Source organism: Halomonas sp. GXIMD04776, from assembly GCF_049808615.1.
Taxonomy (GTDB): domain Bacteria; phylum Pseudomonadota; class Gammaproteobacteria; order Pseudomonadales; family Halomonadaceae; genus Modicisalibacter.
In genome coordinates this window covers 12,951-30,689 of the sequence record NZ_JBNCAN010000032.1, presented here as the reverse complement: position 1 = coordinate 30,689, position 17,739 = coordinate 12,951, and the positions used below count along the sequence as shown (strand labels likewise).

Below are 17,739 nucleotides of genomic sequence, written 5' to 3'. Positions count from 1 at the left end.
GCCCGGTATCTCGATGGCGCTTGTGCCTCGATTCAGAATTCAGGATCCCAGTCCACCGTCATCGTACCGGCGGCCAGATCCGTCTCACGGATGACCTCATCGGGCAGAAAGGGCAGCAACCGTTCCTTGTCATCGACGCTGTCCATATCGCCCTTGACGACCAATACATCGTTGGCACCGGTCTCGAATAGGTAGGTCACACGGCCAAGATCAACACCGCTGAGCGTTACCACCCGCAGACCTTCCAATTGGTACCAGTAATAATCGCCCGAGGCGAGTTCAGGCAATGCCCGCTTGGGCAACAATATCTGGGCCCCCGCCAACGACTCCGCCTGTTCCTTGGAGTCAATTCCCTCCAGGCTCGCAACCAATCCCTTGCCTTGACGACGCCCCTGGATCAGCCGTCGCGTCGTTCTATGACCGCGCTGCTCGAGCACCCACTCGGTGTAGTCGAGGATACCCTCCATCGGACTGGTGTATGAATACACCTTGAGCCAGCCCTTCACACCGTAGGGACTGGTCAACTTGCCCAACACAACGTAGCCGCCTGAAACGACCTCTTCGGACTTGATCCCCGCGCCATCCGGCATGACGATGTTCGTCTCTTACGCCGTGGCCTGAGCCGCGGCCTGCTGCTTGCGTGCTTCCTTGATCAGCTCGACAACACGCTCGGATGCCTGAGCACCCAGGCCTTGCCAATGACTGATGCGATCCAGATCGACGCGCAGGCGCTCTTCCTGGCCACGGGCGACCGGATTGAAGAAGCCGACGCGCTCGATGAAACGACCATCGCGAGAGTTGCGTGAATCGCTGACGGTCAGATGATAGAAGGGACGCTTCTTGGCGCCACTCCGTGCCAAACGAATGGTAACCATTGCGTTATCAGTCCTTCGGTTGATTTCGATGTTTTTACGACACAGATTCATGACCGCGATTGCAGCCGCGAGCTGCGCGTAGCCACAGCCCGCCATGAAGACGCGATATTCTACGGAAATCCGCCGGCATTGGGAACCTTTTCCTGGCAATGGTATCGGTGTCAGCGCCTCGAGAAGCCTCCACCGCCCATACCACCGGGGCCTCCCATGCCACCAGGACCGCCCATCCCGCCAGGGCCTCCTCCCATTCCAGGCGGCAGCGCACCGGACATACCACGCATCATCTTCTGCATGCCACCCTTCTTGCCGACCTTCTTCATCATCTTCTGCATCTGCTTGTGCTGCTTGAGCAGACGGTTGAGATCCGGCACCTGCAGGCCGGCACCGGCAGCAATGCGTCGCTTACGAGATCCATTGATGATATCAGGCTTGCGGCGCTCCTTAGGAGTCATCGAATTGATCAAGGACTCGAGCTTGCCAAACTCCTTCTCAGCACCGGCGCTTTGGGCCGCCTCGGCCATTTGTCCCATGCCGGGCAGCTTGGCCATCATGCCGCCCATGCCGCCCATTTTCTTGAGCTGCTGCAACTGATCACGAAAGTCCTCGAGATCGAAGCCTTCGCCCTTCTTGAATTTCTTGGCAAGCTTTTCCGCCTTGCCCTTATCGACGGTGCGCTCGGCCTCCTCGATAAGCGACAGTACATCGCCCATGCCCAGGATGCGCGAGGCCACCCGGTCGGGATGAAACGGTTCGAGGGCATCAACCTTCTCGCCCATGCCCATGAACTTGATCGGCTTGCCGGTGATATGGCGTACCGACAAGGCCGCACCGCCGCGGGCGTCACCATCCGCCTTGGTCAGGATCACCCCGCTCAAGGGCAGTGCCTCATGGAAAGCCTTGGCCGTATTGGCGGCGTCTTGGCCCGTCATGGCATCGACGACGAATAAAGTCTCCTGCGGGTCAACCGCCTTATGCAAGGCCTGGATCTCGGCCATCATGTCGCTGTCGACATGCAGGCGACCGGCGGTGTCGACGATCACCACATCGTGAAACTGGATCTTGGCGTGCTTCAGCGCAGCTTCGGCGATGGTCACCGGGCGCTGATCGCTACTCGAGGGGAAGAAGTCGACGGCCACTTCCTTGGCCAGCGTTTCGAGCTGGTCGATCGCCGCCGGGCGATAGACATCGGTAGAGACCACCAACACCCTCTTCTTCTCGCGCTCACGCAGGAAACGCGCCAGCTTAGCCACTGAAGTGGTCTTGCCCGCGCCCTGCAGACCCGCCATCAAAATGACCGACGGCGTACCCTTGAGCACAAGCCCTTCATTGGCCTCGCCCATGATCGCTTCCAGCTCCTGCTGGACGATCTTGACGAATTGCTGGCCCGGCGACAGGCTGCGAGAAACCTCTTGACCCACAGCCCTTTCACGCACCCGCTCGATGAAGGCCTTGACCACCGGCAGTGCCACGTCGGCCTCGAGCAGCGCACGACGCACCTCACGTAGCGTATCCTTGATATTGTCTTCGGTCAGCTTGGCTTGACCGGTCACCGATTTGAGCGTGCGCGATAGACGCTCCGACAGATTTTCAAACATGGGGCTCTCCGGCGTTGGATGCCAAGGTGCGCTGGGTTGAATTTTCCAGGCGCCTCGTACTGGGGCAGGCGCACCTCATCGTGGAACGGAATTATACGTGCTCATGCCCATAGTCTCCATGCACCCTGACACAACATCGTATATTGTCAGCGTCGAACCGCTGGGCGCTGATCCGGGGATTCTGTATAGTGGCGCTAATCGATTCTCTTTAAACCGTTCATTCCCGGCCAAGGACAGTAGAGCCTAACAATGCAGGCGCTTCCCTTCGCATTACTCGCCATCGCCTTCTATCTAGGCGCCGGCTCCTGGCAAGGGCTGGCACTATTGCGACGCGTGCCGCAGCGTCCGGCACTGGTGCGCAGCATTGGCCTGCTGGCGATTGCCTGTCATGGCGTGGTCGTTGCGATCAGTCTGGGCGATGCCGACATGCTCGATCTCGGTCTTTCCACCAGCGCCTCGTTGATCAGCTGGCTGATCGCCCTGCTCCTATTGGCGGTCAGCTTCATCAAACCGGTACTCAGTGCCGCCGCGGCTCTCTTTCCTCTGGCGGCCCTCGCCATCATATTGATGATCGGCCTGCCTTCCTCTGACCATCAGGTCGGCGCCTCTCCTGGTATCCTGGTGCACATACTCTCGTCGGCATTGGCTTTTTCCCTGTTCGCCATCGCCGCGGTACAGGCGCTTTTGCTGGCACGTCAGAATCAGGCGTTGCGTCATCATCGCACACGGGGCATCGTGCAGGTACTGCCACCCCTGGCCACCATGGAGCGGCTGCTTTTCGAATTGATCTGGGCGGGCATGCTGCTGCTGACCGTGTCGCTGATCAGCGGCATGATTTTTCTAGACAACATGTTTGCCCAGCATCTGGTGCACAAAACCGTACTTTCCTTTGCCGCCTGGATCATTTTCGCGCTACTGCTAGCGGGACATCATGTGCTAGGTTGGCGCGGTACCCGCGCTTCTGGCTGGACCCTGGGAGGCTGCGCGCTTCTGCTACTTGCCTATTTCGGCAGCAAGTTTGCCCTCCAGGTAGTCTTTACCGCCGCCTGACGCACCATTTCGATGAAGCCCTGCCATCTTGACAGCGTAGGCGCCGATTCCCTACAAACAAGCCTGATACTTGATTTAGGATTTTCAGACCTTGAGCGACGACATCCCCCTGGGACTGCTGTTCGGACTGCTTTTTTTACTCATCTGCCTCTCTGCTTACTTTTCCAGTTCCGAGACTGGCATGATGTCGATCAACCGCTATCGTCTAAGCCATCAGGCCAAGAGCGGTGAAAAAGCCGCAAAGCGAGTGATGCGTTTGCTCAGCCGCCCGGACCGTCTCATCGGTGTCATCCTGATCGGCAACAACTTCGTCAACAATCTTGCGGCGTCCATCGCCACCATCATCGCCATTCATTTCTTTGGCGAGGTCTCCGGGCCGGCCGTGGCCACTCTGCTACTCACCATCGTGGTGCTGATATTCGCGGAAGTGACTCCCAAGACCTATGCGGCCATCAAGCCCGAGCGCATTGCCTATCCGTCCTCCCTGGCGCTGGAGCCGCTGCTCAAGGTTCTCTATCCCCTGGTATGGCTGGTCAACGCCATTTCCAACGGTTTGCTGCGCCTGCTGGGCGTGCGTAACATTCAAGGCGGTGCAGACAATCTGACCCGCGATGAATTACGCACCGTGGTGCATGAGGCCGGTGCCATGATTCCTCGACGTCACCAGTCGATGCTGCTGTCGATCCTCGACCTCGAAAATGTCACCGTCAATGACATCATGGTGCCGCGGCACGAGGTGTCCGGCATCGATCTCGATGATGATCTGACGAGCATTCTCGCTCAGATTCGCTCCAGTCAGCATACTCGGGTACCGGTCTATAAAGGGGATATCAACAACATCATCGGCATCCTGCATTTACGCAACGCCGCCCGATTTCTGTCGAAACCCGAAGTCACCAAGGCGGCGATCGTTCAAGAGGCACGAGAACCTTACTTCATTCCCGAATCCACCCCTCTCCATACTCAATTGCTCAACTTTCAGCAGCACAAACGTCGTATCGGCATCGTGGTGGACGAGTATGGTGATGTGGAAGGGCTGGTGACGCTGGAGGACATCCTCGAGGAGATCGTCGGCGAATTCACCACCGATGTTGCCGGCATGCATCAGGACTTTTATCCTCAGGACGATGGCAGCTATGTCATCGAAGGCACGGCGAACATTCGGGAAATCAACAAGGCCCTCGGCTGGCAACTTCCCACCAACGGCCCCAAGACCCTCAATGGATTGATCCTCGAGCACCTGGAGTCCTTTCCCGATGCGCCAGCCTGCCTGCAACTAGGCACGACACGCATGGAAATCCTGCAGGTCAAGGACAACCTGATTACTTCCGCACGATGCTGGCAGCATGTGCGTCGTCCCCGCGCCTAGATTTAGCCTCTAATCGTCGAGTTGATATCGCTCTTGGGCTGAACGCCCCAGCAATTGCTGCTCGGCGTCACGTTTCAGTTCGCGTACGCGCGCCTCGAGCGTTGCGCTATCCGCCTGTTCCGCGGTCACCGGCGTCCCGAACGCCAACACGACCCGAGCACGAAAACGACGTGGCGGCTTGCCCAACGCCGGTCCTCCGCAGTTAGAGGTCCAGGACCCCCAAAGCCCCGCCAGGGCGGCTGGCACCACCGGTACCGCGTCCCGCGACAGAATGATATCGATACCCCGACGAAAACGGTGAACGTGGCCATCCTTGGTCAAGCGACCCTCCGGAAACAGCATCACGACCTCGCCATTGCGCAAGGCCATACTCACCTTGTCCAGCGCACGCCGCACCCCACCGGGATCACGCCGATCCGAATCCACCGGAATGGCACCGGCGATGCGAAAGAACCAGTTCAGCCAGGGCGACTCGTAGATCGGCTGGTCCATCAGAAAGCGCATGGGCCTCGGGCACGCCCCCCCCAGAATCAAGGCATCCATGAAACTGACATGATTGCATACCACCAATGCAGGCCCCTTGGTGGGGATATGTGCCCGCCCCGCGAAGCGCAGGCGATACAGTACATGCATCAGCGCGAAGATGATCAGCCGCAGTACGGCGCGGGGACTGGATGCCAGAATGCCGGCGCCAGCTATCAGGGCGATGATCGCCAGTGCGGCAAAGAAGACATGCAACGATACGGCGATCATGGTCAGCATGACGATACCGAAGAGTGCCGCGACGATCATGAACAGGGAGTTGAGTAGATTATTGGCAGCGATCATTCGCGCACGATTGTCATCTCGGCTTTCAAGTTGCACAAGGGTGTACAGCGGTACGATATAGAGCCCGCCGCCGGCTCCGATCAGCGCCAGATCCAGCATCATCCGCCAGAAACTGAGCGACTGGGCCAGCTCGATCAGCGGAATCTGATCACCGGCGATGGCTGGCTGCAGCGCCAAATCGAAACCGGCAACGCCGATCAGCAGCGCTCCCAGCGGCACCAACCCCATCTCCAGACGCCCTGCGGACAGCCGGGCGCACAGAAGCGCTCCTCCACCAACCCCCAAAGCGAAGGCTGCCAACAGCGCACTGACCGCCGTCTCGCCACCGTGCACGACATCGCGCACCCAGGCCGGAAGTTGCGTCAGATAACTGGCACCCAAAAACCAGAACAGGCTGATGCCAATCAACCCTCTAAACAGACGGGGATGGCGCCAGCTGTCCCGCAGGATTTGTATGCTGGCGGTGACGGGGCGCCAGTTTACTCGACCCGGGGCGCTTGATGGCGCCGTCGGCACCTTCAAGCTGACCAGATAGCCCAGCAATGCAATGCTGACCAGGGCAGCGGCAATGGAGCCTCGCGCCCAGGCACCCTCAAGTGCTGCGAGCACACCTGCCAATAGGGTGCCGAACAGAATCGCGAGGAAGGTGCCCAGATTGACCCAGGCATTGCCCCGGACCAGCTCGGTGGTCGGCAGGTGCTGGGGCAGAATGGCATACTTCACCGGCCCGAACAGGGCCGACTGGGTCCCCATCATGAACAGCAACGCCAGCAACAGGGCAAACTGTTCGAACCACACCGCCAGAGCCGCCACGCTCATGGTGACGAGTTCGAGTAACTTGAGGCGCCGAATGAGATGCTGCTTGTCATGACGATCCGCCAGCGAACCGCCCCAGGCGGAAAACAGCAAAAACGGCAGAATGAACAGCCCCGCTGCCAGGTTATTGAGCAGCCCGGTGTCCCACCCATAGCGAGGCACGGCCACGAAGGTCAACAGCAGCAGCAGGATATTCTTGAACAGGTTGTCGTTGAACGCCCCCAAGGCTTGCGTCCAGAAGAAAGGGGCGAAACGACGCTGGGTGAGAAGCGATCCGCTCACGGCTCGCTCTTGTCGCACCTGAGACCATCGAGAATCGTCGTCAACAACTGATCGAGCAGCTCTCCGACCTCGAGTGGCTGGCCCTGCCAATAGCCTAAACGCTCGTTGAGGCCTAGTTGCACCAGGCCATGTACGCTACCCCACAGAGTGCGTGCCATACGCCGCGCAGCAAGATCGTCGAGATTGGGCTGATGCTCTTTCAGCGTGGCCTCGACTCGAACGAACAGCCCTTCGATCATGATATTTTGACGTTGATCCAGCTCGCCTTCTTGAGCCAAGGGATAATCGAACAGCAATTGCCATCGATAAGGATCCTTTTGCGCAAATTGCCAATAGGCCATGGCCAATGCCTTGAGCTGAGGCTTGGCTGTTTCGCCACTCATGCCTTCCACGGCTGCGCGCAGGCGATCCAGGGTTTCGATGTTGACGTACTGCAGCAGATTGTTGAAGCTACCATAGAGTTTGAGCAGCGTACTCGGGGCGCAGCCTATCTCCCGAGCGAGTGCGCGCAAGGAAAGCAGGCGCACGGGATTTTCCTGCAACCACGCGTCGCATGCCGCCATGACCTGGGCGTGCAAGGCCTCAGGTGCATGTTGTCTTGGACGTGCCATGATTACCTCGTCTTGCGACTCGTGCGCCGGAAACGTGAAGAAAGCGACGCGGCGGTGGTCGAACAGTGTTTTCGACAAGCATATCGACCCCACGCTCAAACGCAAGTCTTGATGCGCTCATGAGTGCGAAGAATCAGTGCGCAGTCGCAGGTCCAGGTGCTCGGCGAAAGGCCCGAATGCATTGGGCGTGCTTGTTGCATCAGCCTGATTGGCACACCACCAGGACTTGGCTACCCTGGCGCCTTCATTCTTGCCAGTAGGTCACCAGGAGTTGTCATTCATGGCTGGACGCCTGCACATTACCTCCTTGTCGCTTGACGGTCTGCTGCCGCGTCTGGCAGTCGATCAGCCACTGAACACCTCTCCCAACCTGGCGCCTCGCCGCCCCCTCTCGATCATTCGTCTCGAACAAGGTCGTCCGAAACTGGTCGACGCCTTTTGGGGACTGACCCCTCCCTGGCTCAAGGTGCTCGATCATGCGTCACACTGCGCACGGGTGGAATCATTGGAAGAGCGCGCCATGTTTCGCGAAGCCTTTGCGGCGCGGCGCTGTCTGATCCCCGTAAGTGGTGTCTATGTATGGAAAGCCCTACCCCGCTGGAAGCAACCCTTCCTGGTAACCCGCGTCGATCGTGGCCCCATGTTGCTGGGAGCGCTGTGGGTACGCTTTCACACCACGCTTACCGCCTACACCGACTCCACGGCACTGATTACGATGCCTGCCAATCCACTGTTGGCGCCGCTGACGGATCGATTTCCGGCGGTTATAGACCCGTCTTACGCCGAGGCGTGGCTCGACCCCGAGACGCCGCTCGAGCAGGTTCGTGACCACTTGTTGCCGGCCCCTTTGGAACTGTTGGGCGCTTTTCCGGTATCAAGACGAGTGAATGATCCTTCCTGCCAGGATTGGGCGTGTGCCTACCCCACGGGTAACATGGCTCGCTGGCAAAGCGAACAGGAGAAATGATGCACACCCCGAGACCCCGTTGGCTTTTTGGCCGACACCTGCTGGCGAGCCTGGTTCTCTTGAGCCTCTCAGGGATGGCCAGCGCCGATGACGCAAACAGCGAAGCTGCCAATGCCCCGATCGTCAGTCCCAACGATGAGCGCGATTATCGCACCCTGACGCTGAATAACGGCCTCGAGGTTTTGTTGGTCAGCGATTCTGATGCCGATAAGGCCGCAGCGGCGATGAACGTGTCGGTAGGCAGTGCCCAGGACCCCGACAAGATCCCTGGCCTTGCGCATTTTCTCGAACACATGCTGTTTCTGGGCACCGAGCGTTATCCCGAGGCGAATAGCTACCAGCAGTTCATCAGTCGTCATGGCGGCAATCACAACGCCTTCACCGCCGACCAGGACACCAATTACTTCTTCGACATCGAACCCAAGGCCCTACCCGAGGCACTCGATCGCTTCAGCCAATTCTTCGTCGCACCGCTATTCAATGAAGAATATGTCGAGCGCGAGCGCAATGCCGTGCACTCGGAATATCAGGCTCGGCTGCGCGACGACGGCCGGCGGCTCGACGAGGCGATGGATCAGGCCCTCAACCCGGCGCATCCGGCCACCGGGTTCTCGGTAGGCAGCCTCAAGACCCTGCAGGATGGCAAAGTGCCTTTGCGCCAGGCATTGACCGATTTCTATGAAGATCACTACGGCGCCAAGGTCATGCACCTCTCCATCGTCGCGCCACAGCCACTCGATGAGCTGGAGAGCTGGGTGCGTGAAAGATTCGCCGCGATCCCCGACCGGGGCCTGTCCCGCCCGGAGATTCCCGAGAAGCTGCTGACCCCCGAGCTCGTGCCGGCACGCCTGGAAGTCAAGAGCCTGGAAAATAGCCGTCAGGTGCATTTCCTGTTCCCGACAGAGGACCCTGTCAGCGACTATCGTCATAAGTCGTTGGAATATCTGGGCAACCTGCTTGGCCATGAGGGTGAAGGCAGTCTGCTCGCCGCCCTGCGCCGTGAAGGCTGGGCGGATGGCCTTTCCGCTGGCAGCATGCGTGGCGACGGCGACGACGCCCTGTTCGCGGTCAGCATCAGCCTGACACCGGAAGGCACCAAGCACTTGGCGCGCATTCAGGCGAGCCTGTTTGCGATGATCGAGCGCATCCGTGAAAACGGACTTGAGGACTGGCGTTACGACGAGCAAGCGCAACTCAACGAGCAGGAGTTCCGTTTTCAACAACGCGGCGAACCTTTGCATCTCGCCAGCCGCATGGCGATGAACATGGCGCGCTATCCACTCAAGGATATTCAGTATGGCCGCTACCGCATGGATGGCTTCGAAAAAGACCAGGTGCGGGAACTGCTCGCCCAAATGACTCCGGAGAATCTGCTACGGGTCTACAGCGCTCCGGATGTCGAGGCGCAGCAGACGACACAATGGTTCGATGCTCCCTATCGGCTCACCTCCATCGGCCACTGGCCCGAGGCAGCGCCATTGGAGGATCTAGCGCTACCCAATCGCAACCCTTATATCGCCGAGAATCTCGAGTTACTCGATCTTGAAACCGTTAAGCCTCGCGCCCTGATCGACAAGGAAACCTATGCGCTATGGTATCGTCCCGATAGCGAGTTCGGCACGCCCCGGGCCGAATGGCGCTTCAGTCTGCAGAATCCAAAAGCCTCGAGTAGCGCGCACCAGGCGGCTCTCGCCCAGCTGCTGGCAGGCTGGCTGAACGACAGTCTCAACGAGGTGCTTTACCCGGCGCGCCTGGCCGGCCAGAATTTTTCGGCCTATGCCCACGGCCGTGGCATCACTCTCTCGCTGTCGGGCTGGCGCGATCGTCAGGAGCAGGTGTTGCGTCGCGTGCTCGAGCAGCTCAAGCAGGCGGATATCGAGACGGACACCTTCGCCCGGGTGAAGCTCGGCCTGATGCGCGAATGGCGTAACGCCCCCCAGTCGCCTCTTTATCAGCAGATGCAGCGCACTCTGAGCAACGCCTTGATTCGCCCCCAGTGGCCGGATGACGCATTGCTTGAGGCCCTCGACTCCCTTGAGGTCGAGGATCTACGTGAGTTTCGCCGTCAATTTATCGCACAACTGCATATCGAGAGCATGGCGGTCGGCAATCTATCCCCTGAACTCGCCCGGCGCGAAGGTTTGTTGGTCGCCAACACGTTGTCGCCCGAGCTTGACGACGCCGCCATCCCGGATTTGGTGACACTCGACGTGCCCCCCTCGGCTGCTACGTTGCATCCAACATCCACCCGTAACGATCAGGCGGTCCTGCGCTATCTGCAAGGCCCTGACCGTTCGCTGACCAGTCAAGCCACGCTGGCGGTACTTGGGCAGATGATCGGGACACCCTTCTATTCCCAGCTACGTACCGAAGAGCAGTTGGGCTATATCGTCAACGCCGGCTACCAGCCATTGCTGGATGCCCCTGGGCTTAATCTGCTGGTGCAGTCTCCCAGCGCCGAGGTCAATCATATCCAGTCACGTATCGATGCGTTCTTGAAGGGTTTCGATCAGCGCATCGATCAACTCGACGACGAGGATCTAGCGCCTTATCGTGATGCGGTAAAGGATCGACTGCTCGAACGCGATCCGTCGCTATCCAGCCTGACCAGTCGTCTGTGGTATGAGCTGGCATTCGATGATACCGACTTCGACCGGCGTGAACGCCTGGCCAAACGCGTCTCGGAGCTGGATGCCGAGCGTGTGCGTCAAGCCTGGCAAGCGCTACGCAAGGCACCGATACAGCAGGTAACATTCGCCTCGGGCAGCGTGCCCAGCGATGTTCTGTCCCTTACCGAGGATTATGTGCCGCTTCGAAAGCAGGAGTGACATACGAAAGCCTGCGCCAAATCTGGCGCGGGCATCTTTATCGAACCATGCAAGCTTTCGGCTAACCGAAGGCCTGGGCCGGCATCATCGCCTCCACATGCATGACCAGCTCTTCCAGCACCTGGCGTTCGTGATCCTCGAGGGACATCTGGTTAAGCCGCTCGATCTCTCGGGCGAATCCCTTAAGCGTCAGTATGCCCAACGTATTGTCGTTCATACGTGCCCAGCGATAGCCCTCCCATTGCGCCTGCTCTTCACTTGTGAGCGTATCTGGATAGTTGCGCGCACGCAGACGGAACAGCATCTCCTCGAGTCGCGGGTCCTGAAAAGCGAAGACGGTATTCGCTAGCGCCTCGGGTGATGTCTCGAGCACCCGTTGCATCTCCTGGCGATCCGCCGGCGAGAAAAAACCACCGCTATAAAGCATCATATCCGGGTCTTGCGGTCCTTCCGCCGGCCCCTTGGCAAATACCGCGGCGGCCTTGCGCGCTGCCTCGGGATTGGCACAAAGCGTCTTCCAGTGAGCCTCGCATTGAGCACGATCGAGTTTGAGCCTGGTGGCCACCTCGTCGGTCACGGCGGCCAACGGCAGCAACACCGGGCTGCGGTTGATATGCACGATCTTGAGGGGAATCCGCGTGTCACCTTCGGCCAGCTCATCGGCACTGGCAAACACTCGGTCACGTACTTCTTCGGCGGAAAGCGCAAAGAGGGGCGCGGGATCGACGGACAGGTCGTAAACGATGACCCCATTGGGATTGGAGGGATGCTCGGCCAGGGGCACGACCAGGGCGCCACAACCGCGACTGGCCGGATAGCGCCGCGAAATATGCAGCATTGGCTTGTGCGAAGGGATATCCAATAGCTTGGCCGCCTCACGCTTGCTGCGTAGCCTAAGCAGGTAATCGAATAACCGAGGGTTCCGCGCCTTGAGCAATCGCGCCAGGGCAATGGTCGCGCGCACGTCGGCCAAGGCATCGTGAGCGCCGACATGCTCGATACCATTGGCAGCCGTCAGGTGCTCCAATCTGAAGCTGGGTGAGCCGTCGTCCCGGGCCGGCCATTCGATACCTTCCGGGCGCAGCGCATGAAAAGCGCGCACCACGTCGATCAGGTCCCAGCGCGAATTATCGTTCTGCCACTCCCGCGCATAGGGATCGAGAAAATTGCGATAGAACAGATGCCGCGAGACTTCATCATCGAAGCGCAGACTGTTATAACCTAGGGCACAAGTACCGGGAACGCTCATCTCGGCATTGATGCGCTGAGCGAACTGGACTTCAGGAAGACCGCGTCGCTGGGCCGTCTGCGGCGTGATACCCGTGATCAAACAAGCTTGGGGATGAGGAAGATAGTCATCCGCCGGTTTGCTGTAGAGAATCAGGGGCTCACCGATCTGATTGAAATCCTCGTCGGTGCGAATGGCAGCAAATTGGGAGGGCCGATCACGTCTGGGATCGGCGCCGAAGGTTTCATAGTCGTGCCAAAGAAAGGTGTGCTGCAACGCGCCACGCTGCGCCATGACCGCTCTCCACGCCGATGGAAAGCGATCAGCCTAGCATAGTGGTGCCGATCTCTCAGCCACTGTGCGGCAAGGTAACGTTAAGCTCCAAGACCGAACAGTCGTCTTCCCGATCGAGGCTGATGTTGATGGCCTCCTGATCCACATTGACGTAGCGGCGAATCACCTCCAATAACTCCTTCTCGAGCATTGGCATGTAATCGGGCTGTCCGCGCTGGCTGCGTTGGTGAGCGACGATGATCTGCAGACGCTCCTTGGCCACCGAAGCCGACTGTTTGCGTTCGCGCTTCAGAAATTCGAGTAGTTTCACCGACGACCTCCTCCAAACATACGAGAGAGCAGGCTCTTCTTTTGAAATTCGTGGAAGCGTAGCGGCACATCCTCACCCAGTAACCGCGATACGGTATCCGTGTAGGCTTGGCCGGCATCGCTTTTCTGATCGTGACTCACCGGTACCCCCTGGTTAGAGGCCCGCAGCACTGCCTCGGATTCGGGAATCAATCCAATCAGGTTGATGGACAGAATCTCGCGTATATCGTCCAGATTGAGCATATCACCGTAGGTGACTCGCTCTGGGTGGTAACGTGTGATCAACAAATGCTCCTTGACCGGATCGCGCTTTTGTTCGGCACGCCGCGTCTTGGCGGACAGCAGCCCCAGGATACGATCGGAATCGCGCACCGAGGACACTTCGGGGTTGGTCACCACCACGGCTTCATCGGCGTAATACATGGCCAACTGGGCGCCACGCTCGATACCCGCAGGTGAATCGCAGATGATATAGTCGAAATCCTTGGACAGATCCTCGAGTACCTTCTCGACCCCTTCGGACGTCAGGGCGTCCTTGTCGCGGGTCTGGGAGGCCGGCAGGATGTAAAGATTGTCGACACGCTTGTCACGAATCATGGCTTGATTAAGGCCGGCCTCACCCTGAATCACGTTGACAAAATCGTATACCACGCGGCGCTCGCAACCCATGATCAAATCCAGGTTGCGCAGGCCCACGTCGAAGTCGATCACCACCGTCTTGTTGCCGCGTAGTGCCAGCCCGGTAGCGATGGCTGCTGCACTGGTCGTTTTCCCGACCCCACCTTTGCCGGAGGTCACTACAATGATCTTGGCCAAGATATGCTTCCTGTTGCTTGTTTGATGATCGTTCATAGCCTCTCTCTTCAAACCAGTGCCGCGATAGTCAACTGATCGTCATCGAGATGCACCTGTACTGCCTTACCCAGCAATTGCGGGTCGATATCCTCGAGACGCTTGTAATTCCCTGCCACGGAAAGTAACTCGGCATGCAGTTCATGACAGAAAATACCGACTTCGCGGTCACCGTGAATACCGGCGAGTGCACGTCCACGCAATGCACCATAAACATGCACATTGCCTCCGGCCAGCACTTCGGAGCCGGCATTGACCGCGCCCAATATCACCAGGTCACCCTCGGGTGCGCTGATCTGCTGACCCGAGCGCACGGTACCACGGAAGATACGGCTGCCGACCGGGGCGATTCCCGGAGGTGCAGGACTCACTTCTTCCTGCTGCGGCTCCTTTTCGAGCGGCGAAGGAGAAACGCTCTCTAGGGTACGCGAGCGCGACTCTTGAGGAGGAAACCACCCCAGACCCAAGGCCCAGGCCGATTGCTTGACTGGATCGGGACCGCCGCGAACGGCAACGGGCAGCAGCTTGTGAGCCCGGCATACAGCGCAGATACGCTCGAGAGCCAGATGCGGCTCATTGAGCTTTTCAACGCTGAGCACGACCGGTGTATGCTGGAAAAACGCAGGGGCCTGGCTTAACTTGCCCGCTAATTGCTCGCGAATCCGCTCCGGATCCGCGCTGGTCAGTTCCATGACTGTCATGGGCAGCATGCCACCCTTGAAAGAAAAGGCTATACCTTCTCTGTCCACGTTGAGACTCATCGCCGATCTCCGTGTCGGGTAATGTCACTAAACTAAGCGAGGGGTTACCAGGCTGCAACCGATGATACGCTTAGCGGATGCGACTTGTCAGCGTCATCGTGCATCAACGCTTCGAGCTTTCACGGTAGTCATACACATGCTTAGATGTTAAAGCATCGATAATGGCAGGATGCCGCTCAGCGTCGCCCATAATATAAAATTCTTTCAGGGATGCATGTCCAGTGATGTCAGGTTTGTTACGTCGTTTTTTTGCGCCCCGTTGGCAACATCGAGACCCAGCGGTGCGTCGTCAGGCGGTGGCGCGTCTGGATGTCGCGCAGCCTCAGGATCGTGAGCGTTTGGAGCTTCTCGCTGTCGATGAGCATGCCAGTGTCCGGCAGGCGGCGCTAGCCCGCTTGATGGACCCGGCTCAGCTGATGCGGCTTAAAGTAGAGCACGACTCTCCTGAGCTGCAAGCCCGCTTGCTCGTTCTGCTGATCGGTCAACCCGGTGCGCCGCCTCTCGCGACACGCCTGAGCCTGATCGAAGAGATCGATGACCCGACGCTGCTTAGCCAACTGGCGCTTCACGGCGACAATCAGGAATTACGCCTGACCGCTCTTGCACGCTTGCAGGATGAAGACATCCTCATCCATCAAGCCATCGAGAACAACATCGCAGCAGTACGCCATGCCGCCGCCAGACGCGTCGTTACCGAGCATGGGCTTGCACGTCTAAGCCGCGAGGCGCGGCGTGACAAACAGGTCATTCGCCTGGCTCGGGAGCGTTTGAACCGCCTGCGTGAAAATGCTGCTCAGACCGAGGCTCAGCGAGCCAAACGCGAACGCATTCTCGAGGCGCTTGAGCAGCATGCTCACCACACCTGGGAACCCCTATACGCCGGCCGCTATCGCCATCTGCAACGGGAATGGGAAGCGCTCAGCGATCTACCGAGCCGCGCTCAGGAACTCCGTTTCCAGGAGGCTAGCCTACGCTGCCGTAAGATCATCAGTGACCATGAGACTCAACACCAGGCACTCGCCTATGCGGATCGCCAGCGTAACGATGCCGACGCTGCGCGTCGAGCGATGATCGAAGCTCTTGAGCAGGATCTGGCAAGCTTGCGCCAGCAGGAGCAAATCACGGAACAAGATCTGGCAAGCCTGAATGCGCACAAGCATCTGCTGGCCAATCGCTGGCAAACGCTCTCCGACCAACATGCGCCGGATGCGGAAACCAGTGCTCGCTATACTCGGGCACTGACCGAGCTGGACCACATCAACCACGTTTGGAAACGACTGGAGCAGTACACGCCTACGCTGAATGATGCCTGGTACCGTCAGAACGATCCCGAGTTATGTCAGGCACTGCAAGCCCTCGACTGGCCTTCCGAGCTGCCGCCCTCTCCGCTGTTGAAACAAGTCCGTCATTATCTTGCGGACGATAGGACAACCGAGCCGGATGATCGGCAAACCGCACGTTTCGAAGATGATCTAAAGGAGCTCGAGCGCTTGCTTGAGCGCGGCGCCTTCAAGCAGGCCAGTCGCTTGTATCAAAGCCTGCGCCAGCGTAGCGACATGCTTTCAGAGGACCAGTCCCGCGCCCATCAGCCAATCCTCAAGCGTCTTGGCGCCCAGCTATCGGAACTACGTGATTGGCGTAATTTTGTTGCTGGCCCCAAGCGGGATCAGTTGTGCCAGACCATTGTCGAACTGGCCGACAATACCGCCCTGAGCGATAGCGACCTCGATCGCCGACATCGGCAACTCATCAAGGAGTGGAAGGAACTGGGGGATGCGGCAATCGACCGGGAACTCTCGACACGCTTTCGCTCTGCCTCCGACCGTATTCATGAGCGCCTGGGCCCATGGCGTAAGGCTCAAGATGAAGAACGTCAGCGCAATCTTGATGCCCGGGTAGCACTGTGCGAACAACTCGAGATTTTGCTCGAGCACTCCGATGCGAATGCCGATCCTGACGCCTTGCGTCTGATCCGTGATCGGGCGCGAGAGCAGTGGCGCCTCTTTTCGCCAATCCCTCGCGGTCATGGCGAGAGTATCGGTCGTCGCTTCAGTCATATTCGTCACGCGTTGCAAACCCTGATCGATCGGCGTGCCCAGGAGATAGGTGTTGCCAAGCAGGAACTCGTGGAGGAGGCACGTCGCCTACAAGCGGACTCAGGGTCGGCATCCAGACGGGCCGATCAGGCCAAGGTATTGCAGCATCGTTGGCGCAAACTCGGTCGAGCTCCCAAGGGCGAGGAACAGGCGCTCTGGCGTGAGTTTCGCGGCTTGTGCGACAACATCTTTGCCGCGCGTGAAAACGAACGCGATGACCGTGCACAGCGCGCCCAGGAACATCTCGATGCCATGCAGGCTCTGATTGAACGTATCGATGCCTGGCAGCCGTCGAGCAGTGACGAGGCATCGACTCTCGATCAGGCCGTCGCCAACGCAGAGGCATTGGAACCCCTACCGTCGGGACGTCGCAGCGAGGGTATGCGTAAACGCTGGATGGGCATCGTAAGCTCCCGACGCGACCGACTCGCGCGCCTGGCATTGAGCGAAGAAGCATTACGTTGGCAGCGTCTAGGCCCGTTGCTGGAGGCGCATCGCCACGCAGATGCTCTTGCTCTCAAGGGGCATGACGCCCAGGATGTCGACAGTTCGCTGGCGCCTGGCGAGACCCTCGACGAGGCAATGGAACACGCCCACGAGCAACGTAACAAGGCGCGGCATGCTCGACCTGATGATGACTATATCAAAGCGGCGCTGTCTCGTTCACGGGTGCATCTGACGCTACTGGCGGGGGATCGCATCGAGCGCGAGGACGAGCCGCTGCGCTTGGCGATCCAGGTAAAACGCCTCAATGCCGCGCGGGAGCAGGCTTACTCCAGAACCGATGAGCTTCACGATATTCTCTGCGACATCCTTGCCACCGGCCCGGTACCGCCAGCGATATGGTCCCGCGAGGTCATTGAACTGGATAGGCTGCTGACTCAGCTTGCCGACGCCTCCCCCCCCACCTCTTGAAACGCCGAGAGCGAGGCGGTCGCCTCGCTCTCGTTCATGTATAAATGAATCCAACAACATTTC

General features: G+C 59.0%; 14 protein-coding genes. 5 read left to right on the top strand and 9 right to left on the bottom strand.

Features of this window, described 5'->3' with window-relative positions; all coding sequences use genetic code 11:
- Nucleotides 1–32: 32 nt before the first annotated feature.
- From rimM to ffh, 3 genes are all read right to left on the bottom strand, one after another.
- Nucleotides 33–590 (bottom strand): ribosome maturation factor RimM, encoded by a 558-nt coding sequence (gene rimM / locus ACPF7Z_RS17845; protein ID WP_425194592.1) that lies wholly within the window; start codon nt 588–590, stop codon nt 33–35.
- A 15-nt stretch (nt 591–605) separates the two neighbouring features.
- Nucleotides 606–875: a 30S ribosomal protein S16 gene (gene rpsP / locus ACPF7Z_RS17840; protein ID WP_425194591.1), complete on the bottom strand. Its 270-nt coding sequence runs from the start codon at nt 873–875 to the stop codon at nt 606–608.
- 161 nt (nt 876–1,036) lie between these two features.
- Entirely contained in the window at nt 1,037–2,470 is a 1,434-nt protein-coding gene (gene ffh / locus ACPF7Z_RS17835; protein ID WP_425194590.1) for a signal recognition particle protein, read from the bottom strand.
- A 249-nt stretch (nt 2,471–2,719) separates the two neighbouring features.
- On the opposite strand from ffh, the gene ACPF7Z_RS17830 reads away from it, so the two are divergent.
- Nucleotides 2,720–3,520, top strand: a complete 801-nt coding sequence (locus ACPF7Z_RS17830; RefSeq protein ID WP_425194589.1) for a cytochrome C assembly family protein — start codon at nt 2,720–2,722, stop codon at nt 3,518–3,520.
- Between the two features lie 91 nt (nt 3,521–3,611).
- The gene (locus ACPF7Z_RS17825; protein WP_425194588.1) at nt 3,612–4,889 is read left to right on the top strand and encodes an HlyC/CorC family transporter; all 1,278 of its coding nucleotides are present in this window, start codon (nt 3,612–3,614) and stop codon (nt 4,887–4,889) included.
- A gap of 9 nt (nt 4,890–4,898) precedes the next feature.
- Here ACPF7Z_RS17825 and ACPF7Z_RS17820 read toward each other — a convergent pair whose 3' ends face one another.
- Nucleotides 4,899–6,815 carry an MFS transporter gene (locus ACPF7Z_RS17820; RefSeq protein WP_425194587.1) on the bottom strand — a complete coding sequence of 639 codons (1,917 nt, stop codon included), beginning with the start codon at nt 6,813–6,815 and terminating at the stop codon, nt 4,899–4,901.
- Nucleotides 6,812–7,426 carry a TetR/AcrR family transcriptional regulator gene (locus ACPF7Z_RS17815; protein WP_425194586.1) on the bottom strand — a complete coding sequence of 205 codons (615 nt, stop codon included), beginning with the start codon at nt 7,424–7,426 and terminating at the stop codon, nt 6,812–6,814. The genes ACPF7Z_RS17820 and ACPF7Z_RS17815 overlap by 4 nt, the downstream gene beginning before the upstream one ends.
- Before the next feature lie 280 nt (nt 7,427–7,706).
- On the opposite strand from ACPF7Z_RS17815, the gene ACPF7Z_RS17810 reads away from it, so the two are divergent.
- On the top strand, nt 7,707–8,393 hold the full coding sequence (locus ACPF7Z_RS17810) for an SOS response-associated peptidase (RefSeq protein ID WP_425194585.1): 687 nt from the start codon (nt 7,707–7,709) through the stop codon (nt 8,391–8,393).
- Nucleotides 8,393–11,221, top strand: a complete 2,829-nt coding sequence (locus ACPF7Z_RS17805) for an insulinase family protein (RefSeq protein WP_425194584.1) — start codon at nt 8,393–8,395, stop codon at nt 11,219–11,221. Before ACPF7Z_RS17810 ends, ACPF7Z_RS17805 begins: the two co-directional genes overlap by 1 nt.
- A 61-nt stretch (nt 11,222–11,282) precedes the next feature.
- Here ACPF7Z_RS17805 and sbcB read toward each other — a convergent pair whose 3' ends face one another.
- From sbcB to minC, 4 genes are read right to left on the bottom strand one after another with little or no spacing between them, the layout of a single operon-like run.
- On the bottom strand, nt 11,283–12,743 hold the full coding sequence (sbcB, locus tag ACPF7Z_RS17800; protein ID WP_425194583.1) for an exodeoxyribonuclease I: 1,461 nt from the start codon (nt 12,741–12,743) through the stop codon (nt 11,283–11,285).
- 55 nt (nt 12,744–12,798) lie between these two features.
- Entirely contained in the window at nt 12,799–13,053 is a 255-nt protein-coding gene (gene minE / locus ACPF7Z_RS17795) for a cell division topological specificity factor MinE (protein ID WP_048307784.1), read from the bottom strand.
- The gene (gene minD, locus ACPF7Z_RS17790; RefSeq protein WP_425194582.1) at nt 13,050–13,868 is read right to left on the bottom strand and encodes a septum site-determining protein MinD; all 819 of its coding nucleotides are present in this window, start codon (nt 13,866–13,868) and stop codon (nt 13,050–13,052) included. Before minD ends, minE begins: the two co-directional genes overlap by 4 nt.
- Before the next feature lie 47 nt (nt 13,869–13,915).
- Nucleotides 13,916–14,665 carry a septum site-determining protein MinC gene (minC, locus tag ACPF7Z_RS17785; protein WP_425194581.1) on the bottom strand — a complete coding sequence of 250 codons (750 nt, stop codon included), beginning with the start codon at nt 14,663–14,665 and terminating at the stop codon, nt 13,916–13,918.
- Between the two features lie 224 nt (nt 14,666–14,889).
- Here minC and ACPF7Z_RS17780 point away from each other — a divergent pair, with 224 nt between their 5' ends.
- Entirely contained in the window at nt 14,890–17,676 is a 2,787-nt protein-coding gene (locus ACPF7Z_RS17780; RefSeq protein WP_425194580.1) for a DUF349 domain-containing protein, read from the top strand.
- Nucleotides 17,677–17,739 lie beyond the last annotated feature (63 nt).